This is a genomic window from Burkholderia sp. SIMBA_062, assembly GCF_046534765.1.
GTDB lineage: Bacteria > Pseudomonadota > Gammaproteobacteria > Burkholderiales > Burkholderiaceae > Burkholderia > Burkholderia ambifaria.
In genome coordinates this window covers 38894-58754 of record NZ_JAWRYD010000041.1, presented here as the reverse complement: position 1 = coordinate 58754, position 19861 = coordinate 38894, and the positions used below count along the sequence as shown (strand labels likewise).

The following is a 19861-nucleotide window of genomic DNA, read 5'->3' as shown; positions in this document are numbered from 1 at the left end:
TCTTTTCTTCTTCATCGGCATATCCATGACTTTTACTCCGCATGATATGCCTCGCCCACGAAATCACGGATAGGTCCTTGTGTTGGCAATCTACCACGGAATATCCGGGTCCATCGGATCCATGCCCTTGCGAGGCCTCGACTTCTTCGGCTTGGGTGCGTCATACCCGAAGCGCGCCCAGGCCGCCGGATCGATCGGCACCGGATTCGTTCTTCCCGTTGCCAGGTTCACGAACACAGCCGAGTACGACAGCGTCCCGGTCCGGTAGAGCGTCCAGAGCAAATTGAACGCCTGCAGCGAGATCGCTTGGTTGATGACCAACGACTGCTTACGCAGCGCGTCGGCCATCGAGCACGATGGCGTCTCGTCGTCCTTGTCGTTCCGGGCGTTCAGCAGATCCGGGAACAGATCACCCACGTGGGGCAACCTGTCGTGCCGAGCCTTGCCGAGTTCGCCAAGAATGACCTGGCCGCGATCCGTCTCATTGCCGCAGTCAAGGTAATACCTCACTTTGCCTCGCTTCGCCGCTTGCACAATCGCATGCCGCGCGCGGCGCGTATCGACGCAGCCCACCACGAGGTCGGCTTCGAGCCGAACACGTGAATCGACCCGGCGCGGCTCCGCCTTCCAGCGCGTGCCCATTAAATTGTTGAGCCGGTTCACCATGAGAAGCGCCTTGTACCGACCGACGTCGTTCGGATAGAACCCCTGCCGACCGACGTTCGTCTCGCTCACCGTGTCGTCGTCGAAGACCGTGCATTCGATCCCCCCAGGGTGGCCCAGCTCGATCATCGCGTGATGAAGCCGGGCGAGGCTCGGGAGAAATGCGCTCCCGGTCCCGCCGGCGCCGACAACCACCACGTGCCACGGCGCCCGCACCATACCCTCCGGAATTTGATGCTGAATCGGATAACTCATCACGCAACCTCCCCCGTCAATGCTGCTGCCCAAGGCTCCGGTACGTCCGGCAAGTTCTCGAAAATCCCCTTCACGCAAAGACGTAGCACGCGTGTTGGCACGCGATCGCAATTGCCCAGTACTAGCGCAAACTTCACGTCGTACCGATCGTCCGTGTTGTCCGTGATCGAGAAGTACGCCTTCGACTGTCCATGAGAATGACAGTCGACCACGAGCGACTCGCATTCCTTCAGTTGCGGCCTTTCGTACTCGAGATGCGAAGGACCGTGCGACAGCGACCGTACCGGGATCAACCGAAATGCCTTCGTGACCTGGCTCCAGACAATCCACGCTCCTGCTTCGTTCGGCATCGCCGCTCGCGTCATCGCATGAAATTCAGCGATAAGCGCAGGCGGGACGGGACCACACCGCAAGTCGGTGACCTCAGCGACGGTGCCGTAGGGAACTGCTGTCAACTCGTGGTACAACGCGATGCGGCGCACCGTACGAATCCACGGACGAACCACCTCCAGGAACACACCGTTCCCGCCGATCAGGAGTCGCTCGCCGAAGTGCTCCATCGGCTCGACGGGCTCGCGGGACGGCACCATGACCGTCGGAAACGACTGCTGCAGCACGGTATCGATCGGATTCATGCAGCATCTCCGATTTCACCGCGCACGAGCTTCCCGGCCGTACGCGACGTCGGCACCAGCACCTTCAGCGGAAACGTCTCGCGGAACTTGCCATCGAGCATGTCGCGCCAGAACGCGAACACACCGCGCTTGTATTTCACCCGATCCAAGCCTTGGTTCGGATGGGTGAACGCCGATTCAAAGAAACCGGCCTCCCACCCGCTGATCGACGTAACCTCGACGCGGGTCGGTACCTGTGCCGTGCCGATGCAGATCTGGCCGCCGTCCCACGTATTGAAGTACGGAGGTTCGAATAGCGGTGTGTCGGCGCATGGCCGATCCGCTGTCTTCACGGCGAACACACGGAAGCCAGATTGTGAGGCTTGAAACACCAGCCCAGGATGCGGGACGACCGCGGAACGAACACCCAACTCCTTGCAGTCGAAAAACACCCGTCGCATTGCCGGTGGACTCCACCATGTAACGCCCGTACTAGACACGCCAAGAACGTTCGACGGCAGAAACTCCGACTTCGGCGCGGCATTGCGGTCGAGCTGGATGAGCGCGCCGAGCAACGCATTCCGGTTCACTGGGCGGCCCGCGCCAATCAGCGGTCGGCCGTCTCGATCATGGGCAACCTCGTGGACGGTCGCGTATTGAAGGCCGGAGCGGCCAGTGTAAAAGAGGATGGCGGAATCGAGCTTGACGGCTCGCAGCGCATCCGAGGTAGCAAGATCAGACATTAGAAAACTCCATGAATTAGAAGGTGCACAACGCCTGCAGCAGGCGATCGACGTGATTGAGCATTCGGAACCCGAGTGCAAGATCGCGGTACTGCTGCGCGATCGCCTTGGGACGTGTGGAAAAGGGGATGAAGGTGTTGTAGTACGTCTCTTCACTACCCTGGTGGGCGTAGTTGTAGTGATCGTCGAGAAGCTCCCCGATGAGCGCGTTGTCATCAAGCACGACCGTCGCCATCGCATAGATCGGCTGTCCGTCGACGCCCTCTCCGAGGAGTTTCCGTTTGCCGGCCACGCGTAGAAGGCGCTTCAGCGTGCCCAGTTCTGCGCAGATGTTCGCCATCTCCCCGTCCGTTGATGCTCGAAGCTCCAACAGCTCGCGCTCGCTCAGACAGCTTGACCTCGACCGTCGCCCGGCCACCTTCGCAGGCTTCCGGACGGAGTCGGGATAGATCTGCGGTCGCACGACACTTGGAAGACGCCGAGCGATCGACTCTTCGTCGTCCTCGTACAATTCCTGGAGCCAATCGATCGCTTCCGCGTCGGTCGCGGATTCCTCGTACTGCCAGTAATGGCGAGAGAACTCACAAAGGAACCATCCCGGGGTCCGAATCAGCCCCGTTCGATACGAAACTCGATCGAGAATGGAGAGCAGCGATGGGACCAATAGCTGGTGAACTTGCTCAGCGGCAGGAGCGAACTTCGCGAGCGAATGCACATTCTCGTTCGCCATCTCCAGCCCGAGATACAAAGGCGAGTCCAACTCCTCCTCGTCGTTGTTGCAGCGGCACTGAACCATCTCCTCGACGGTGGGACGGTCCAGGAGCACCGGGAGGTAAGAAACCACCCTCTTCTCCATTCCGATGCGTCCCAGCCACGCCTTGAAGGCCTGCTTGAATGCATCCATGGCGCCCGAGGGATTCTCAACGTCGGCCGCACGAAGCGGCCCATTGATGAAATGCTCTTTCACCATCGCCGCAACATCGAGGTCAGTGCGCCATCGGTAGGTACCCGCAATGGGCACGTGTTCGGAAAGCGTAGGCAGAGTCAAAAAATCATGGGCAGTTCCACGTCGGGCAGTGGAACAGAACGCCGATTCCCACTGCGGGCCGGCGTTGTCAACGAGACTTGAATCAAATCTCGGAGGGCCGTACAGCATTTGGAGACCTCGTCATCATGAAAAAAATCCGCCCATTCGGGCGGTTTCGGTTGGTTAAAGCCATTGTCCGGATCGGACAGGGCCTTGAGCAGATCGTCTTTACGCATCGGAGCCTTTGGCACCCGCTGCTCGGACGAATTTGAAGTGCGCCACCTCGCCCTTAAGGTCGGGGCCGTCGACCGCGGCGGTCGTCAGCTCCGGATACTGGGCGGTGTACAGGTCACGAACCTGGTCCGGCGAGAACGCCGGGCCGGGATCCAAGAGCGCCATACCGTTGTAGGTGAACTCGCGTACCAATGCCGCAATGCTGATGGACATGATTCACCTCACAGAAGCAACGCGGAAAGATCGGTGCCAGCCGCCTTCTGGTCCGCGGCTGCGAGCGACGGCGTCGAGGAAGCCGATGTTGCAGCGGCAGCCTCGCCATCTCCGTCGTCGTCGGCTTCCTCCGCCGTGGCCGCTTGCGCGGCCGCCGGCGTCGATGATTTCGACAGTGCCTTCTGCGCCTTCTTCACCTGCGTCTGCTGCTGCGCTTCGAGAATGGCATTGGTCGCCTGCACCTGTTCACCAAGCGACTGGTGCGCGACCGAAAAGCTCCCTATGGCCGCCACGAAGCCCTCGTCGAGCTCAGCGGCCGTCGCCTTGAGGATCAGCGGTTGCCGGAGCGCGGCATCCTTACCACCTGACGGGATCACGACCACGGAAATGCGATCGCCGTCCATCGTCAACGTCAAAACGAGTTTCTCCGCCGAACGAATCAGCGGTTCCAGGGCTTGAAACATATGAATCTCCAGAAAAAATAAGCGCCGCTCTAGGCGGCGCAAGATATCGATGCGGTCCGGCCAACGGCCTGCCACTTTTCAGAACTTCAGGACCTTCAGGAGCTTGCCTTCGTAGGTGAACCCTTCGACGGCAAGCAGCGCGGTGATTACGTCGGCCTTCGACTTCGAGAACACCTTCTTGAAGCTGTCGCCCATCGCCACGCGCAACCCCAGTTCGTCGGCGATCACCATCATCTCGGCTTTGGTGACGAGCTCCAGAAACTCCTTGTCGAGTTTCCAATGCCGAGTCAGGTCGAGGTTGTGGTGCTTGCAGAGCTGGCGGAGGTAGGTCACGTCGAGACCTTCGATCGCCGCGACGAGCATGCCGGTCATCAGCGTGGCCCGCTGCTCGTCGGTTGCGGCGGCACTCAGTAAGAGCGCCTTACCGAAATCGCCCGCTGGCGCCTTCTCGTCGGTCACCTTCTCGAATACCGAGCGGAAAGTTTCCTCCTTGATCTGCCGCGCGTAACCGGCGAGAACGATCGCGATCAGGTACTGCCGGGCCAGGCCGGCATCCTTCGCGACCTCGCGACGCAACGCCTTTCGCCAGAGCGCCTCTCGGTATTGCTTCACCCGGTCCGATTCGGCGACCACGGTTACGGCCGTCTGCGCGCCGGGATCGGAACTCGATGCAGACTTGCCCGCGGCTTTACCCGAAACGCTGGCACCCTTGGTGTCAGGGATCGCGGCTTTCGCCGCAGCCTTTTCAGCCGTGATCCGATCGGCAACCTTCCGCATATTGCAGACGGTATCGAAGCACTGTCCGCGAAAGGTCTTGCCGAGCGAATCGGGCAGCCCACTTACGGCGACACCGAAGTTCTGGCAGCCGTGGCAAGCCTTCGCCTGCGCCTCGCCCACCCCATTCGGCCCTTCGACCGCGAGCTGGACGCGCGTGTGGTTGTCGCCGGCCCGCACGATCCGCACGATAGGAAACTCGTCCCGCAAGCCGTCAGCAATCGCCTCGAGCTGCTTGTCCGTCTTTCCGTTGTAGCACTGGCGATTCGTGCAGTTGCCCGTCGCGATGGACTCACCGAACATCTCCGATTGCATCGCAGAGTTGTGCGGGCACCCAGCGCAGTCGGCTTTGTCGAACATCGCAGCCGCCAGCGAGCACGCAGCGCTCTCGACGAGCTTTCGGACCTCGGCGACCGACTTCTTCTCGGAAACAATCACCGGAAGCACCCGGTCCTGATTCTCCTTGGACAGCGCAGCGAGCAGCTCCGCGTGACCAAGAAGGATCTGGCGTGTGTTCAGGGCGATGAGGACATCGTTACTGCAGTTCAGCAGCGCGAGGCGGCTGTTGAGGGTGGCAAGGCTCCAGCCGATACGCCTTGCGGCTTCTTCGCGATCCCCCTGACACCGGCCGAGGAGGCGCGCCGCCTCGACAGCTTCGTCGCCCGGAGACATGTCGTCACGTTGGATGTTTTCGGTGAAGGCAATTTCTTCCGCCTCATCCTCATCAACGTCTTTGAGGTTGATCGGCATGTCATAGTCTTCGCCACGAGTTTCGAGCGCTGCTTTGTAGCGGCGGCCGCCGGCGATCAGTTCAACGAAGCCATCATCGAGCGGACGGACGATGACCGGTGTATCGACACCACGAACCGAGATCGACGCCTTCATTTCCGCCATTTTGGCGTCGTCAAAGTACGTGCGAGGGTTTCGGCCCAGCTTGATACGGCCGAGCTTGATAGTAGGTTGCTGAAGGAGTGCTTCTTGCATGTCAGGTTCTCCGGAGAGGGAACCTGCCCCCGATCGGGAGTGGTTCCCGGTGGGGTTGGAAAAATGCCGGCGACGCCGGCTGAGTCGATGCGTCAGAGACGCGGTAGATGAGGAAAAGATACCGCGTGAATTTCCAGCCCCTAGCCAGAAAGCCCGAAAGAACTACCTAGCTTTTGCCGGACGAGTATTGGAATGCCACGGTCAGATGATAAAAAAAAGACCCGATCAAACGATCGGGCCTGGGCAGAAAAGAATGTCGCGCTACCGCACGCTCTAGAAGAGGGCCAGCTGATCGACGGTCTCGAAGATGCTTCCCTTCGACTGCTCGACCGCCTCGTCAAAAAGATCGCAGAGGGCGTCGTCATGACCCACGGTGGGATCCCTCTGCACAGCAACGAGCGGCTCTACGCCAACGTCGCTGTCGCACACCACTTCGCCGACGGGAGCCAGCTCTGCGGCTGTGCCCGCGGCGATCACGCTCCGTTCCAGCGCCAACACCTCACGCATGGCGTCCACCTGTCTGCGTTGGCGGAGCTTCGACCGCCAACCACCGAGAATGTGCGCCGGGGTGTACCACATACCCCACACCTCCATGGTGAGCGCGTTCCCGTGCACGATAATCGCGGGGACGTGCATCATCGACAACTGAAGGTACGTCATATGCACGCAGCGTGCGTCGATGTCGATGCAGGTTGCATGCAAAGTCTGCTGGTAGTTTTGGCCGACCGAAAGCAATGCGTCTGCCGTCGCGATCACCATGCCACCCGCACCACATGCAGGCTCTTGCATGCGCATGAAGCCATCCTGCTCAATGGCATCGCTCCGACTGCCGATCGTGATGCCTGCCATCAGGCGCGAGACTTGGTACGGCGTGAAGAACTGGCCAGCCCGGTCGTTGCCGATGTCCAGCATCATGTACGTCTCGCCGAGCACGTCCGTCAAGTTTCCCGGACAGGGCAATGCGCCCGGCGGAAGGTCTTCGTCGACGCCAAGTCGATGCTCGAACGAGAGCGTCAGCTCCGCGAACATCCGAGCAAACAGTTGAACTTCGTCAGGCTTGTACTTTCCGACGATCTCCAGGTAGCGCTTTTCGCGCGGATCAAATTGCGCTTTGTCGACGCTGTTGCTCATTGCGATCGCGGCCATCTCGACGAAGTCGGCGAACACCGTGTTCGTCTGGTGCGAGTAGCCAAACTGCTTCATCAGCTTCACAAGCTCGGCCTGATGCGGATCGGCTTCGCGTGCGAACTTTCTTTCCGCGCTCTTCCGGCTCATGCGACAACCTCGAGCGGACGGATGGTGGTTACGGACATGGTGCTCTCCAGGTTGGCGACGGGAGAGCACGCCCTACGGAAGTGATCCCGTAGGGGTAAAGAAGAACGGCCGCGCGCGGCCATTGGTCGATGCGTCGGAGACGCGATAGGTGGAAGAGATAGTAAAGCGCAGGGCGGAACCCGCCGCCTCGAAATGCGACCCGGTTCGGGCACGCTTTCGCGCCGACGGCAACCAGCCGAGATACCCACATTTGCGCAGCACAAGCTTGTGGATAAGTCATTCACGGCTAAGACCGGCGGCGCTCGCGCGCGATGCTCAATTTTTGAGCACCGACCGATTCACGCAACCGGTTGAGTGGGGTTTCGGAGAAAGCCCCGGAGAACTGCCCCGCTTTCGCCTGTACCGAGGTCGCGCATTGGTCGCATCGTTAAGGTGACGCACCTCGCACTCCTGTCCTGCCGACCAGCCACCTGTCCGTTCGGTCGGTTGCTGCGCCACTGCACTCGAGAAGTTGGCATAGCCGGGGGCGCCCACTTCAGTCCGCCCAACCCTGCAATGTTCCGAACATGGACCTGATCGTTCCGAGTTTGCTGATGATTGTCACGCTGGTCACTGTCCTGGCCAGGCTTAGCCACGATAGCCAGGTGATCGTCGGATGCGCGACGGCGGCTCTCTTCGTCGTTTCCTGCGTGACTTCGGCTCTGGGGCGTCAGCTTGATCGGTGGCGGAATCAGCGCGAAGCCAATGAGCAGATCGTTATGGAGCAGCGGTTCCCGTTCTGCCATGTGACGCGGCTGTCGAGTGGCGAGTGGTTCCTCACGGAGAAGGAAACCGGGCGCGAATACAAGCGGCCGCCAATGACGAAAACGCAAGCAAATGCAAACGACGAGGGAGCCCGATGAGCCGCGTCACGTTTGCAGGTGTCGCTGTCCCGCTTGAGAACGTTCAGGAGAACCCCGCCGCTTTCGTCCGGCAGCTCGAGTGCGCAAAGATCAACCCCGGATACGCGCAGTGCCAATGCCGAGGCGCGGCCGCGTCGCTGCGCCTCCAGATCCGCCGATACGGCAGCCTGTTCCATCTCGCGGGGTGGCCGGATGAGGGACCGTTGCACGACCGCCTGTCCTGTTCGTTCTACAAGGACCCGACCGAAAGTGGGACCGACACTGGCAAGAACTTGCCGGGGATAGTTGCCACAGCGGCCGGCATGCGGGCGAAACTCGCCGTCGCCCTCACTCAACGGACGGTTGGCGCCGCATCCAAGGGCGCCCGGCAAGCTGGCGCACCGACAACCTCACGCCGCGCGGCCCCACTCCTCGGCTTCCTGCAGGCTGTCTGGCATGTCGCCGGCCTCAATCGCTGGTCTGGCGCAGAGCGGGCGCGGAACTGGGGCGTCTGCAATGCGCGTGTCCTCGCCGAGCTCAGTGACGCCGTGATCAACGGCGAACCTGCCGAGCGGGTTCTGCACGTCATGCGTCGTTTCCGGGAGGACGATCGAGTTGCGATCAACGCCGAATTCGACACGTTCCTCGGCCGAGTCGGCCAGCGAGATGGAACGAACCATCGCGGCCTAGTCATTGGCGAGATATTGGAGATGGGTAAGACCCCTTACGGCCGATCAATCACCTTGCGCCAGAGCGCGAAGCGCTACTACTGCAGCAACGATTTGATCGCGCTCGCCGAGAAGCGATACGCGCACGCGCTACGCGCGCTTGGCGACCGTGCCGCCCGGGTCGTAGCCATCCTCGTGATCGAACGCACGGCCAAGGGTCATCACGTGGTGGTCGATCTTGCCGCGATGCTTTGTTCCTCCAGCTACATCAGCTGCGACTCGATCCATGAGGTTGCGATGGCGAATCGGCTCGTCACCGAAGGCCGCAGCTTCGACAAGCCGATCCGTCTCGAAGCTGGAGCCGAAATGTTGCCGGACTTCGTCCTCACCGACACGGCAGCGCCAACTCACGTCGAGGTCTACGGGATGAACGGTATGGCAGATTACGAAGCTCGCAAAGTTGAAAAGCAGCGGCTTCGCCTCGCGAGCGGTATTCAAGCCGTCGAATGGAATATCGACGCGACGGATCTGGCGGCTGTACGCCTTCCGCCCGTCGCGCACTGACCGCTCGACCCTTGACTTCCCGCGCCACGCCGCATGATGAAGGCATCTCCTCAACCAGGACGTTTCCCATGCACGGCAAGGCACTCTTCCTCCGACGCGCAATCTCGCGCACCGACCAATGGGGCCCCCGATTCCCCAACCTGTCCATGGCAAGCCGCGAGGCGGGCTCCATCTCCGGCGGCCGCCAGATCGCGATTGCTGCAACCGACGCCGATGGCATGAGATGCGCCGTTTTCACCAGCTTCGGTGCGATCCTCGATTTCCGGGCGTCATGGTCCGAGCTCGAACGCGCGGCCACCTGGTGGCACTACGCGCGCGCTTGGCATTTCTGGTTCGTCGATACAGATCGATCTGCGCGCAGGGTATTTCCTACCGGTTCCAGTCCCGCTATCGTGACATCGTCAGGGGAAGCCACGGACGCTGGAATTTCTACTAGCTCACTCCTGACCCTTATTCAAGCTGCCGAGCGACGCGCGTCTCGCGGTTAATTCACCGGGACTCGTAGTTAATCGGAAGGAATATTCGCGCTTTTCTCGGTATTGCGAGCCTGCAAAACCAGCAATAATGCCGGCGACGAGAAACTTACAACCTTCCGACAAATGATCGAACAGCTCTATCCATGTGAGCACTGCGGCGGCCGGCCGACCGTCGGCCGATCCCAGCGACTCGTCGACGGCGACGAAAATCGCCTATTCGACTTCAGCCAGTTCGGCCGGTTCGGTGGCCCACCGCGTATTGGCGACGTCCTCCCCCGCCCGCCCGAAGCGCCGAAGACCGAACAGCTGGTGAACATCTACTGCACGGGTTGCGGTATGTCGACGCAGTGGGAAACGGTCGCCGACGACGAGGCTGCCGCAAAAGACCGGTGCGCAGAAACATGGAATCGACGCTTGAGTCGCCCAGCCGCTTCCAAAGATGACCTACACGGCTTGATTGAGCGCGAGCTCGGCGCATGCGATGCGCAGCTAGTGCTCGACATCCTGTCCCGCGTCGACGGAGACTGGGCCGAGATCGGTCCGATCTTCAAAATGCTCGCGCAGCGCATCGTCGACGCAACGGTCGTCACGTTCGACACCTGGCCGATAGCGCCCGTGCTCGAGGACGCCAGCCGTTACCGAAAGCTGGTGCAGTTGGCCAAGTGGATCGAGGTCGACGGCGAGGACTATATCCAGTTCCCGAAGATTCATTCGCCGAACGAGCACCGCGATTTTCTGTTCGAGGACCGGATCGCGACTGCGGTCGACGCAATGCCGGATCGAGATCGTTGGTAGATGAGTAAAAAAAAGCCGGCTTGCGCCGGCTAAACAGCGGTTCTAGCAAAATCCGAGGGCCTGCGCCAGAACCTGAGAGACAAGGCTATGTTACCGAGCCCCTCTCCCGTCCAGCAGCCGTTACACCGGTAATTTGTCACCTCATTTTCCGGCCGCGCACGCCAACCGCCAGCTCGACCGACCAGCCCCTCCCGCTTTCCAACCACCAGTTGCAATCCACCGCAATTAGCGATCGGTATTCAGTCGCTTTGGGGCCCCGGAGCGTATTGCCCGGGCGGGAAAATGATCGCGGCAACAATCTACGTTCGCCTGCGCCCCGACTTCACTCGATACAGTAGGCGCGGGCGCCAATCGCGATGCACCTCCCTTGACTTCGCCTGCAGGACGCTACGCTAAAACTGTTGCCCTCGACACGTTCAGATGACGCGTCGAGCACACGAGCCCACTTTCAGAGGAGCCCACCTCATGAACGACTTGTACGAGAAACGCCTGGAACCGATTGCTGGCCAAAGCATGGAGCGGCGCGACGACGCGCGTCGGCAGCCCGTGCGATAGCACGCCAATCTCGAGGGGCTCCGCCGAGCGCTGCTTGCTCCCCGCGCGATCGTGCGTGACGAGAACGGATGGCTTACGCATCCGGCATTCCCCGCATGCGATGAAAGCGTCCGTGCGGATCTATTCCTCGCCGCCTTTGGCATCGAATCAGCTTTCGTCTCGATGGAAAGCGAAGTCGACAGTGACGCCTATGAACGCCATCTGGAATCGGGCGACTTCAACTGCAGGTGGTGGACCCCGACAACGCCGGCCGGCGAGGGTTGGCAGCTTCTCAAGATCTACGACACCGAGGAAGGCCCATATGCTCTGTTCGCACGGGAAAAGCAGCACGTGACGACCCAAGCTCGGTTCGGCGGCGATGCTCGCCAGGCTACGGCAAGATCGCTTCAGATCGACATGGACCGGCCCCCTCGTGCACCAGACGGCGACTTATCCGAGGCAGCAGGAGGCCACGTCCCCGCCGCCGTTATCGCGGCGCTCGATCGGATGCGCACGCCACTCCACGAGTCGCGTCTTGATGGCGCGACGGCAGAGGCGGACGCCCACTCGATGAAGGTGATTCGAGAATACGTACTCGGGGGTCGTGCGGTCGCGTCTGCCGCGGATGGCACGGCCGCCCTCGATCCGATGCGCGACCCGCGCGTCACGAAGATGGCGACGTTCATGTTTCGGATGATTTCCGCAATGCGTCGCTCGAGCGAATGGAAGGGCCTCGCCACCGAGGCACTTTCGTACCTAACCGAAATCGGCGTCAACAAGACGTACCCAATTGCTACTCGAGCCGCGCGCGCAGCTGTAGACGCCGATGCGCCGCCCGGTTCCGCTGCCGGCACCGACCGGGCGGCCGACGGAGTGTCCAATGCAGATCAATCCTGACGCACGCCGGGGCCCCTCGGCCACATGGCACGCGACGCGCGCGCGCATCCTCGCGAGGGCCGGCAATCGCTGCGAGCAGTGCCAAGTAGCGAGCGGCGATGACATCGTGCGCGGCATCGACAAGGATGCCGGCACGTTCCAACGCCTCGCGGGCGACGGCGAGGTCTTCGCGGCCGACGACGGCCGGCTGCTCGGCTACTGCAAGGCATCGGAGTACCGCGGTTGTAAGTGGACCAGGATCGCTCTCTCCGTCGTGCGCCTCGACCGCGCGCATAAGGACGCCTCCGACGACAACTTGCAGGCGCTCTGCCAGCGTTGCCGCCTTGAGCACGACGCCGAACATCGGCGGGTCAAGGCCGCAGCAACGCGCCGGGCGCGCAAAGCCATCGGCGATCTGTTCGACCTGGAAACGACAGGTGGGAATGAATGACCGCTACAAAAAGAAAACACGTGGAAGGCGTACTGACCACGCCGAGACTGGACGCCGCACGGCAACCTCAGCAAGGCGCCGCGGCGAACGAACGTCAACGGGACCGGGAGATTTTCATTGTCCTGGCGACCACGATGTACGAAGGTAGCGATCCGGTCCGCTCGTTTGCCAGCAGAGAGGCCGCCGACAGCTTCGCACAACGGTGTCGCGAACATGAAGCCATGCGCATCAACTCACCGGGATTGGATGCGCCTGAGCACGAATGGGACAGTTGGTCCGAGAAGAACCGAATGTGGGAGCTGACGCATCCAGCTGCACCGCTTTCCGGCCGGGAGAGCTACGACGTGATGCCCATCACGTTCGACCCATCCTGAGTCACAACGGACGCGGTCGGCTGCCAACTCGTCCTGACAACGCGGACAGCCTCTTCCGCAACAACGCAATGAGATCTCGCCGTGCCGGTCACTGACGACCCGGAGGCGACGCAAGCAACCGATACAGCGCCTGCCTCGAAATGCCCAGTGCCGCCGCGGCGTGGCTCTTGTTGCCGCCAGCGGCTGCGAGCGCAGTCATCGTCTCGTCGATCGACGGCAGTGCCTTCTTCAGTGCCGTCTGCCGTGCGAACGTCGACAGGTATGCATTCGCCTTCGACGGACGGCTGTGGCCAGCGGCCTCGACGACCCGGCGCTTCGCGTCCTCGTGCAAGGCGAGATCGGGGCGCGCCGATGAACCCTTGATTGGCGCCGGCACCTCGGCCACCTGCTCATAGAGCGTCTGCAGATACTCGTGACGCAGCCCGTGGCTCGTTACGCCGATTCCGCTTTTCGTCACGCCATGCTTGGCCAGGACGTAGTAGTACCAGTCGCGCCACTGCTTCAATGTCCGGCCGGCAGGAATCGTCGATCCCGTAACCCCGTTGCTCAGGCGAGCTGCTTCCTCAAGGATCTCGATCTTCCGCTCGATCGGGACCTCCCGCGGCCGGCCGCCCTTCGTTCCCCGCGTAACGTCGAGTGTGCGCGGGTCGCGCACAGCTTCGACCGGGCGGAGCATAAAGCTCTCTTCGACGCGCAAGCCGAACGCGGCCTGCAGCTTCAGTTGCACCGCGGTGTACGGGCACGTCCTTGAGATCTCCGCAATCTTCGCGGCCGCGTCCACACCGTTCGCGGTCCATGACTTGTCCTCGGTCGCCACGTAGCTGCGCTCGAGGCCCGCAGCACTTCGATCGACGTAATCGCCGAGTGTGCCAATGAGATTCGCCTTGCCCATCCACTGCGCGAGTGCCCGCAGATACGTGAGCTTGTTCTCGATCGTGCCGCCCGACTGCTTGTCCGTTACCCAGCGGTCGACGAGGTATTCGACGTGCTTGGACTTGAGCGACCAAGGGGTCTGCACCGCAAACCCACCTTCGCGCAGTTCAACGAATGCCTTGCAAATCGCCGTCACCCGGTATTCCTGCGTCTTTATCGACAACGCACGCTTGCTGATCCGCGTCGTGCTGTGGATTTCCGCGACGTGCTGATCGAAGAGCACCAGCAACGCATCACGCAGCTCAGGCGACAGTCGATAGCGGCCCACAACAGCCCGAACGTTGAGGATCGCAGCCATACACTTACTCCTTGCGGCCGGTGCCGCATGCACCTGGCGGAAATCCGATCCGCCCAATTCCATCAAACGATCTTGTTGAGGCTGCTGAAACCTTCAGCGTCGCCCCCAGATCTCCCGCTCCACGAACGCCTCGCGACCCGCGCTGCAACGACTGCCGCCGTCTATTCGCAAACCATCGTACGACGCGCCTACCCGTCGTCGAGGCAGGCAGAACGCGCTCCGCATGGCCCGGCGTCCGGTTGCCGTGCGCCCCCTTGCGGGAGTCAGCTTCCGCCGTGCGCGTTGAACCATAGACGTTCACCTTTCCTGCATGACGCCCCTACCTGACGCCTCGCTGGATTCACTGCTTCCGTCGCGCTGCCGCGCCGACGGCTTTGCCGGATTCCGCCGGCGCGGCCTTGCTGCTTCCTGTCCTTTAGCGATTCCATCCGATCAGCCCGCTGCATGGGAAGAGCATGCAATCCGACTGTCCATCCTGCTGCCATGACCGACGCTGTCCGCGCTTCGCGCAAACCGTCGCCGACCAATTCCCGCCCGCTTGTCGGACGCGCTGCGCGGATTGACTCCGCCCAGATCAGCTTCGTGGCTACCCTGCCAGCCTGACGCTCGCGCGTCTCGGCGTCGACGAACCAAGCGGTCGTCAGCGCCGGGCTATGTGCCGGGCAATTCCTGTTGCGCATTTTGGTTACGGCTGCGCCTACCGTTCGTTCTTCCAATCAGGGAATCGCGACACCGGTCTTTCCGGTTCGCAAGACTTCCCCCGCCCCCAAGCACGTTCATGTCGGCCGCGGTGTATCGGGCTTCCTGAACGCACCCAGCTCCTTCGCTGAAAGGGCGTGAGCAGACGCAATCGGGGCCGCGTGAACTGTCCGTTGTCCGGTGTCCACATGTCCTCATTGCGTGCCATTGCGGCAAGCCGCCGCCGATCGTATGGATATCGCACTGTCCAGGGGTCCTCAAGGTGGACCACTGTGTACTTGATTTGCTTCAGAAAAAGGCCGCGTCAATGTGCGGCCCGGTCATTTCACTGCGTTGGAGGCCCAGAACGGGCCGGAAGGGAGGTGTGAGCGCCTGGCGCTCGGGGTCGATGCGTCGATGACGCGGTAGGTGATGCCCAGAATAGGCCGTTTTGTCACGCTCGACCGCGCGAAAGCTGGCGGGAAGTGCGCCGCTTTCCAAAACTTGACTTCACGAACCGCTCGATAGACTGAATCACGCAATCTCGGACTATATCCGGGAGATTCAAGGGCTCGCCACTGCAATCTCCCACTTTATGTCCGACTTCGAAATCGGCCTCCGCTCAATGTCCGACTCTATCTAGGACTTTCGTATTGCGGCCGTGCCGAAGTTCAGATCCAAGTTCGACGTTGCAGCTGCCATCTCACACTATCGACCAAAGGAGTCGCCCTTGAAAACTGCTGTCTTTGCTATCGACGTCGGTTACGGCAACACGAAGTCCGCGTACCGCGCCGCGAACAACAACGTCGCCACCGGCATGTTCCCCTCCCTCGCGCCGCTCGCAGCCAGCCGCTCGATCGCCGGTTACGGCGACAGTGTCCTGACCGCCCGCAAAGTGGCCACCATCGTGATCGATCAGGTCGAGTACGAGGTTGGCCCGGACGTTTCGCTGACGGCCGCGTATGGCAACACCGGCCGGGCCCTGGCCGACGACTACATCCTCACGAACAACTACGCCGCGCTGCTCTTCGGTGCGATCCACTTTGCGGGCGTGACGCATATCGAGCGCCTGGTCCTCGGCCTCCCGGTTCACAACCTGAAGAAGTACGCGAACGAGTTGATGGACCGGTTCACCGGCACGCTGGATTTCGGCGCCGGGCGTGTGACGATCGACAGGGTGATGGTGATTCCGCAACCGCTCGGCTCGCTCGTCCTCGCGTCCAGCAATCGGAAAGGCGGGTTTGGCCGCGACGTTGAACATCTCGTGGTCGACGTCGGCTACTTCACGACCGACTGGGTGTACGCGACCGGCTTCGCGATGGACGAAAGGCGCAGCGGCGGCATGCCCGGCGGCGCATCGCAGATCTACCAGCGCATCGCGCAGCTGATCGCACGCGACCAAGGTGACGCGGTTGAGGACATCGAGCGGATCGACAAAGCGCTTCGCGAGCAGACGCCATTCTTCTTCTACGGGAACGAAATCGACCTTGGGCCCTATCTCGAGCAGGCGCACCCTTTGATCTCCGGCGTCGTGAAGGAAATCCAGAACAACGTCGGCCGGCTGGCGAACGTCCGGTCCATCATCCTTTCCGGTGGGGGAGCAGCGTTGTTCGCGGCCATCCTCCGGCGCGCGTTCCCACGCGTCGTCATCGAGGTCATCGACGCGCCGTGCCTCGCGAACGTACGAGGCTTCCTGCTTGTCGGGGAATCCAGTCTCGCGCGCGAGCGACGCTAAGGAGCCGGCATGAGCGACAAGATCGAGATGACCATTACGATCAACGAGCTCGTGTCGCCGCTGCTGTTCGGGCGGCTGAGCTCGTGTCCGTCGGCCCGCCGGAGGGCCGCCGTACTCAAGGCGTTGGCGGAATCGGCGTTGCGTCAGGAATTGACCGGCCAAGCCGTCGCCGCGCCCGCGACGACAGCACCGTTGGCGACGCCCACGCCGCGACAACATGCGGCGGCACGCGCGGTTAGCACGGTCGACCAAGAAGAATTTCAGGTGCTCAGCGTGGGCGACGGAAGCCACGATCAGACCAGCTTCGATGACGCTCTCCACGACCAGCTTGGGGCATGGATGTGATTTGCGGCCGGCCAGACGGATCCCGGCTTGCTTTTCGGGCAAACCTGAGAAAATAGCAGTACGAGGTTGGTATTCATGACGCGCTTTGCGTCCTGCACCGGGAAAGGAGAAAAAGATGCTGGAACTGATCGAGTGGATTCGCAACGGGGAACTGATTCACAAGCTCGCGTCGCCGTACTTCTGGCTGGCGATGGCCGCAGCCGCGATTGCCGCGGAATACTGCGTCGAGGCATGGCACGCCCACATGGCCAACGTCGAGGACGAGCAATGAACGCGATCACCAGCACCCTGTCCGCCATGGCGCGCGGGTTCCGCGCCCTACCGTTTGTCCTGCGCCGCCTTCTTCTCATCTTGGGATATTCGCTGGTCTTCGCCGCCGGTGCGTTTATGCACAACCGAGGCGCTGGCGACCTCGCCGCGCTGTTTCTCCTCGTTGGTGCGATAGGAACTTTTTGGGCCAGCGGGATCTTGCGTATCTTCAAGTTCATCCTCCGGTTCGCTCTCCTTCTCTCGCGCGACTGAGCAAAAAAAAAGCGGCTTCCCGAAGGAAGCCGCTTGTCGCCAAATTTAGTGCTCTCTGCTCTTCGCCTTTTCCTCGAGCCAAGCCATACAGAAGTCGACTGCCGGTCGGAAGGCTTCATCCCGCAGGACGTACCGATCATCACCTTGCAGCAGCCGATCGATCACATCGAAGCGAGGACCTTCGAAGAGGTCCGCCGCGCCCTCGACAGCCGCCTTGGGCGGCACCTCCACTACTTCAAACTCATCCAGCAGAAGTCGAAACGAGCCCATCATCCACCTCGTGATGTAGCCCGGCACGATACGACCCGGAGGGGACGTATCCCCACCGGGTAAGAAAAGAGAGTGCCGGCTACTGCCGGCGCCAAAGTCACATTGCCGCGTACATTCCACTACTGCGGATCCGCGTCAGGTTCCGTTTCCGCGTTTCCTCCCGCGCCAGTTGCCTGGCGCGCACAACTTCGCGCTGTCGCACACGCCGTTGGTACTGCAACTTCCACACGTCGCAGAAATCCACGCCCTCGACCACCGACTTCACGATCGAAACGCGCTTGCCGTGTGCGCGGATGCGTTCGGCAAGAATCTGCGCGTGGTGCTCGCCCGGTCGGAAACCCCTCCGCTGGTCAACCTTGTCGTGATCCGCATAGATGATCACGTGGTCGTAGTCGTCCCAGTTGATGTCGGCATGCTCGAGGCCGCCGCAGTTCAGCAGGCAACGGACCTCGATGCGGTTCTCATATCGGGCGACGACCGCAAAGCCGGTTTCTGCGCCTTCGACGAGAGCAAGCGTGCGAGACCGCGTTGTGTTGAGCAGGACCGACGAGCCGAAACTGCCGGTCGGCGCGCTCATCTCCAGCTTCGCTCGCGACTTCCCCTTCTTCGTGAGAAAGGGAACCTTCTCGCCATCGAGCGTCAGGTAGGTGCGATGGACGCGCCGCGGTTTCCCAGCTTGCGATCGCGCACGCTGCAGCATTACCGGAAACGCCCCCTGCTTCTTGCCGAAGGCGTCGATGTACTCCATGCCAGGATGGCAACGCACGTCCCGACCGATCCACTCGGGCTGTAACCCGGGAATCCTGTTGGACAGGTATCTCCAGACAGGAGAATCGACAGTCACCGACACGGCCCCATCCCACGCGGCCTGCATCTCGCGACACTTCTGCTCGTCGCTTTTCTCAGGCCGGACCGGGACAGGTTTCACCTTGCGCACCACCTCGGGGGGAATCCCATCGTTGTAGTTGCCAGTCTCGAGCTCGTAGTAGATCTCGCGATACGGCTTGCCAGTCACCTCGTGGATCAGCTGTACCCCCGTTCCACCCTTCAGGCAGCGCGCGCAATACCAGCCACCATTGGGATCTTTCTCCGCTGGATAGATTCGGAACGTTTCTTCCCCTTCGCAAAGCGGACACGTCCACCAACGCCCTTTCCCACTCAGAAACCGGGTGTCGATGTAGTGCGGAAAAATGTTCGACCAGTTCAGGTTCGCCAGAACCAGTTTCTCGCGCATGATTCGTCCTCCATTCGCCCGACGGCGGAAACGCGTGCCGCCATCACTCGGATGGTCAGCACAGATGGATCACCAAAACTTTCGGCCCCAGTGGGCTCCAACGTCGCGTCGAATCGACGCAACACGAAGAGCCCCGTGCGGGACGAAAGGCAAAAGCACTTCACGTTCACGGATTTCTCCAGTTGGACTGCGGGTTTTTCGATGCCTGAGACAGGCGCAGAAACGCTTGCTCAACGAAGCCGCACGAGAGCGCGTCAGCTTGGTTCAGCAACGTCAGAGGGACAGGGAAATGCGGGGGGAAGAAGGACTGCGTGCGAAGTGCCCGAAGGCACGTCGCACGCTAAAGGTGAGAAAAAACGGGAGAGTAAAACCAGATGGTGAGCTTTTCCGGGATCAGAGCGCGGCCCACGCTTTGCGCGGGTACCACGATTCGAATGGAATGTCGTCGTCCATCTCGTCGAAACCGCCACCGCCACCATACGACTGCGTTTGCGCCGGCGGCGCCGACTGCTGAGGTGGCGCCGAGTTGCGCGCGCCAGATTGGCTGGGCTCCGGCCGGGATGCCGGCGCAGCGGCCTGCCGGCGGGCGCCCTGCTCGAAGCCCCCATCGCCACCGTGATCAGCGCCCTCGCCGCGGCCACCGCTGTTGCGGCCGCCGAGCATCTGCATCTGGTCAGCGACGATCTCGGTCGAGTAACGATCCTGCCCGTCCTGGCCTTGCCATTTGCGGGTACGGATGCGACCTTCGACGTAGATCGAGCTGCCCTTCTTCAGGTACTCGCTCGTGATCTCGGCCAGCCGGCCGAAGAACGAAATGCGATGCCACTCGGTCATTTCCTTGTAGTCACCGGTAGCCTTGTCCTTATAGCGATCGGTCGTCGCGACGCGCACATTGGCAACTGCGTCGCCACTGGGCAAATAGCGCACTTCCGGATCGGCACCGAGGTTGCCGACGATAATGACTTTGTTCACAGATGCCAT

Annotated in this window: 22 protein-coding genes; 10 read left to right on the top strand and 12 right to left on the bottom strand. The window is 61.6% G+C overall.

What is annotated here, in order from left to right; all coding sequences use genetic code 11:
* Window positions 1-90: 90 nt before the first annotated feature.
* From SB786_RS31195 to SB786_RS31160, 8 genes are all read right to left on the bottom strand, one after another.
* Window positions 91-918, bottom strand: a complete 828-nt coding sequence (locus tag SB786_RS31195) for a PRTRC system ThiF family protein (RefSeq protein WP_229083814.1) — start codon at window positions 916-918, stop codon at window positions 91-93.
* The gene (locus SB786_RS31190) at window positions 918-1553 is read right to left on the bottom strand and encodes a PRTRC system protein A (RefSeq protein ID WP_410730822.1); all 636 of its coding nucleotides are present in this window, start codon (window positions 1551-1553) and stop codon (window positions 918-920) included. Before SB786_RS31190 ends, SB786_RS31195 begins: the two co-directional genes overlap by 1 nt.
* Window positions 1550-2275 carry a PRTRC system protein B gene (locus SB786_RS31185; protein WP_410730821.1) on the bottom strand — a complete coding sequence of 242 codons (726 nt, stop codon included), beginning with the start codon at window positions 2273-2275 and terminating at the stop codon, window positions 1550-1552. The genes SB786_RS31190 and SB786_RS31185 overlap by 4 nt, the downstream gene beginning before the upstream one ends.
* A gap of 16 nt (window positions 2276-2291) precedes the next feature.
* The gene (locus SB786_RS31180) at window positions 2292-3431 is read right to left on the bottom strand and encodes a PRTRC system protein F (RefSeq protein WP_410730820.1); all 1140 of its coding nucleotides are present in this window, start codon (window positions 3429-3431) and stop codon (window positions 2292-2294) included.
* Window positions 3432-3530: 99 nt separating this feature from the next.
* Window positions 3531-3749, bottom strand: coding sequence for a PRTRC system protein C (locus SB786_RS31175; protein WP_047853461.1), 219 nt, complete (start codon window positions 3747-3749; stop codon window positions 3531-3533).
* Window positions 3750-3757: 8 nt separating this feature from the next.
* Window positions 3758-4213 carry a PRTRC system protein E gene (locus SB786_RS31170; protein WP_410730819.1) on the bottom strand — a complete coding sequence of 152 codons (456 nt, stop codon included), beginning with the start codon at window positions 4211-4213 and terminating at the stop codon, window positions 3758-3760.
* A gap of 78 nt (window positions 4214-4291) precedes the next feature.
* The gene (locus tag SB786_RS31165; RefSeq protein ID WP_410730818.1) at window positions 4292-5971 is read right to left on the bottom strand and encodes a PRTRC system ParB family protein; all 1680 of its coding nucleotides are present in this window, start codon (window positions 5969-5971) and stop codon (window positions 4292-4294) included.
* 273 nt (window positions 5972-6244) lie between these two features.
* On the bottom strand, window positions 6245-7246 hold the full coding sequence (locus SB786_RS31160) for an N-6 DNA methylase (RefSeq protein ID WP_176091236.1): 1002 nt from the start codon (window positions 7244-7246) through the stop codon (window positions 6245-6247).
* 566 nt (window positions 7247-7812) lie between these two features.
* Between SB786_RS31160 and SB786_RS31155 the strand changes: the two genes are divergently transcribed.
* The 6 genes from SB786_RS31155 (at window position 7813) to SB786_RS31130 (ending at window position 12865) form a co-directional block, all read left to right on the top strand.
* Window positions 7813-8148, top strand: coding sequence for a hypothetical protein (locus SB786_RS31155; RefSeq protein ID WP_410730817.1), 336 nt, complete (start codon window positions 7813-7815; stop codon window positions 8146-8148).
* Window positions 8145-9359, top strand: coding sequence for a DUF1173 family protein (locus SB786_RS31150; RefSeq protein ID WP_410730816.1), 1215 nt, complete (start codon window positions 8145-8147; stop codon window positions 9357-9359). Before SB786_RS31155 ends, SB786_RS31150 begins: the two co-directional genes overlap by 4 nt.
* Before the next feature lie 599 nt (window positions 9360-9958).
* Window positions 9959-10630, top strand: coding sequence for a Lar family restriction alleviation protein (locus SB786_RS31145; RefSeq protein ID WP_410730815.1), 672 nt, complete (start codon window positions 9959-9961; stop codon window positions 10628-10630).
* A gap of 606 nt (window positions 10631-11236) precedes the next feature.
* A complete protein-coding gene (locus tag SB786_RS31140; protein WP_410730813.1) occupies window positions 11237-12061 on the top strand; it encodes a hypothetical protein in 825 nt (274 codons plus the stop codon).
* On the top strand, window positions 12045-12491 hold the full coding sequence (locus SB786_RS31135) for a hypothetical protein (RefSeq protein WP_410730812.1): 447 nt from the start codon (window positions 12045-12047) through the stop codon (window positions 12489-12491). The genes SB786_RS31140 and SB786_RS31135 overlap by 17 nt, the downstream gene beginning before the upstream one ends.
* A complete protein-coding gene (locus tag SB786_RS31130; RefSeq protein ID WP_410730811.1) occupies window positions 12488-12865 on the top strand; it encodes a hypothetical protein in 378 nt (125 codons plus the stop codon). The genes SB786_RS31135 and SB786_RS31130 overlap by 4 nt, the downstream gene beginning before the upstream one ends.
* Window positions 12866-12953: 88 nt before the next feature.
* Here SB786_RS31130 and SB786_RS31125 read toward each other — a convergent pair whose 3' ends face one another.
* Window positions 12954-14096, bottom strand: coding sequence for an integrase domain-containing protein (locus SB786_RS31125; RefSeq protein WP_410730809.1), 1143 nt, complete (start codon window positions 14094-14096; stop codon window positions 12954-12956).
* Between the two features lie 1408 nt (window positions 14097-15504).
* Here SB786_RS31125 and SB786_RS31120 point away from each other — a divergent pair.
* The 4 genes from SB786_RS31120 to SB786_RS31105 all read left to right on the top strand — a co-directional run bounded on the left by SB786_RS31120 (window position 15505) and on the right by SB786_RS31105 (window position 17376).
* Window positions 15505-16509, top strand: a complete 1005-nt coding sequence (locus SB786_RS31120) for a PRTRC system protein D (protein ID WP_410730808.1) — start codon at window positions 15505-15507, stop codon at window positions 16507-16509.
* A 9-nt stretch (window positions 16510-16518) separates the two neighbouring features.
* Window positions 16519-16854 (top strand): hypothetical protein, encoded by a 336-nt coding sequence (locus tag SB786_RS31115; protein ID WP_212195985.1) that lies wholly within the window; start codon window positions 16519-16521, stop codon window positions 16852-16854.
* 115 nt (window positions 16855-16969) lie between these two features.
* Window positions 16970-17125 (top strand): hypothetical protein, encoded by a 156-nt coding sequence (locus SB786_RS31110; RefSeq protein WP_410730807.1) that lies wholly within the window; start codon window positions 16970-16972, stop codon window positions 17123-17125.
* Window positions 17122-17376, top strand: coding sequence for a hypothetical protein (locus tag SB786_RS31105; protein WP_410730806.1), 255 nt, complete (start codon window positions 17122-17124; stop codon window positions 17374-17376). The genes SB786_RS31110 and SB786_RS31105 overlap by 4 nt, the downstream gene beginning before the upstream one ends.
* A 45-nt stretch (window positions 17377-17421) precedes the next feature.
* On the opposite strand, the gene SB786_RS31100 is transcribed toward SB786_RS31105, so the two are convergent.
* The 3 genes from SB786_RS31100 to SB786_RS31090 all read right to left on the bottom strand — a co-directional run bounded on the left by SB786_RS31100 (window position 17422) and on the right by SB786_RS31090 (window position 19861).
* Entirely contained in the window at window positions 17422-17649 is a 228-nt protein-coding gene (locus tag SB786_RS31100) for a hypothetical protein (protein WP_244099264.1), read from the bottom strand.
* A 94-nt stretch (window positions 17650-17743) separates the two neighbouring features.
* Entirely contained in the window at window positions 17744-18880 is a 1137-nt protein-coding gene (locus tag SB786_RS31095; protein ID WP_410730805.1) for a hypothetical protein, read from the bottom strand.
* 393 nt (window positions 18881-19273) lie between these two features.
* Window positions 19274-19861: a single-stranded DNA-binding protein gene (locus SB786_RS31090; protein WP_410730804.1), complete on the bottom strand. Its 588-nt coding sequence runs from the start codon at window positions 19859-19861 to the stop codon at window positions 19274-19276.

Bases quoted from the DNA above. Each gene is read 5' to 3' on its own strand.
- SB786_RS31090 (WP_410730804.1), bottom strand. From the start codon at position 19,861: ATGGCATCTGTGAACAAAGTCATTATCGTCGGCAACCTCGGTGCCGAT.
- SB786_RS31105 (WP_410730806.1), top strand. From the start codon at position 17,122: ATGAACGCGATCACCAGCACCCTGTCCGCCATGGCGCGCGGGTTCCGC.
- SB786_RS31180 (WP_410730820.1), bottom strand. From the start codon at position 3,431: ATGCTGTACGGCCCTCCGAGATTTGATTCAAGTCTCGTTGACAACGCC.
- SB786_RS31190 (WP_410730822.1), bottom strand. From the start codon at position 1,553: ATGAATCCGATCGATACCGTGCTGCAGCAGTCGTTTCCGACGGTCATG.
- SB786_RS31145 (WP_410730815.1), top strand. From the start codon at position 9,959: ATGATCGAACAGCTCTATCCATGTGAGCACTGCGGCGGCCGGCCGACC.
- SB786_RS31110 (WP_410730807.1), top strand. From the start codon at position 16,970: ATGCTGGAACTGATCGAGTGGATTCGCAACGGGGAACTGATTCACAAG.
- SB786_RS31100 (WP_244099264.1), bottom strand. From the start codon at position 17,649: ATGATGGGCTCGTTTCGACTTCTGCTGGATGAGTTTGAAGTAGTGGAG.
- SB786_RS31160 (WP_176091236.1), bottom strand. From the start codon at position 7,246: ATGAGCCGGAAGAGCGCGGAAAGAAAGTTCGCACGCGAAGCCGATCCG.
- SB786_RS31135 (WP_410730812.1), top strand. From the start codon at position 12,045: ATGCAGATCAATCCTGACGCACGCCGGGGCCCCTCGGCCACATGGCAC.
- SB786_RS31130 (WP_410730811.1), top strand. From the start codon at position 12,488: ATGACCGCTACAAAAAGAAAACACGTGGAAGGCGTACTGACCACGCCG.
- SB786_RS31095 (WP_410730805.1), bottom strand. From the start codon at position 18,880: ATGCGCGAGAAACTGGTTCTGGCGAACCTGAACTGGTCGAACATTTTT.
- SB786_RS31125 (WP_410730809.1), bottom strand. From the start codon at position 14,096: ATGGCTGCGATCCTCAACGTTCGGGCTGTTGTGGGCCGCTATCGACTG.
- SB786_RS31195 (WP_229083814.1), bottom strand. From the start codon at position 918: ATGAGTTATCCGATTCAGCATCAAATTCCGGAGGGTATGGTGCGGGCG.
- SB786_RS31185 (WP_410730821.1), bottom strand. From the start codon at position 2,275: ATGTCTGATCTTGCTACCTCGGATGCGCTGCGAGCCGTCAAGCTCGAT.
- SB786_RS31150 (WP_410730816.1), top strand. From the start codon at position 8,145: ATGAGCCGCGTCACGTTTGCAGGTGTCGCTGTCCCGCTTGAGAACGTT.
- SB786_RS31175 (WP_047853461.1), bottom strand. From the start codon at position 3,749: ATGTCCATCAGCATTGCGGCATTGGTACGCGAGTTCACCTACAACGGT.
- SB786_RS31165 (WP_410730818.1), bottom strand. From the start codon at position 5,971: ATGCAAGAAGCACTCCTTCAGCAACCTACTATCAAGCTCGGCCGTATC.
- SB786_RS31115 (WP_212195985.1), top strand. From the start codon at position 16,519: ATGAGCGACAAGATCGAGATGACCATTACGATCAACGAGCTCGTGTCG.
- SB786_RS31170 (WP_410730819.1), bottom strand. From the start codon at position 4,213: ATGTTTCAAGCCCTGGAACCGCTGATTCGTTCGGCGGAGAAACTCGTT.
- SB786_RS31155 (WP_410730817.1), top strand. From the start codon at position 7,813: ATGGACCTGATCGTTCCGAGTTTGCTGATGATTGTCACGCTGGTCACT.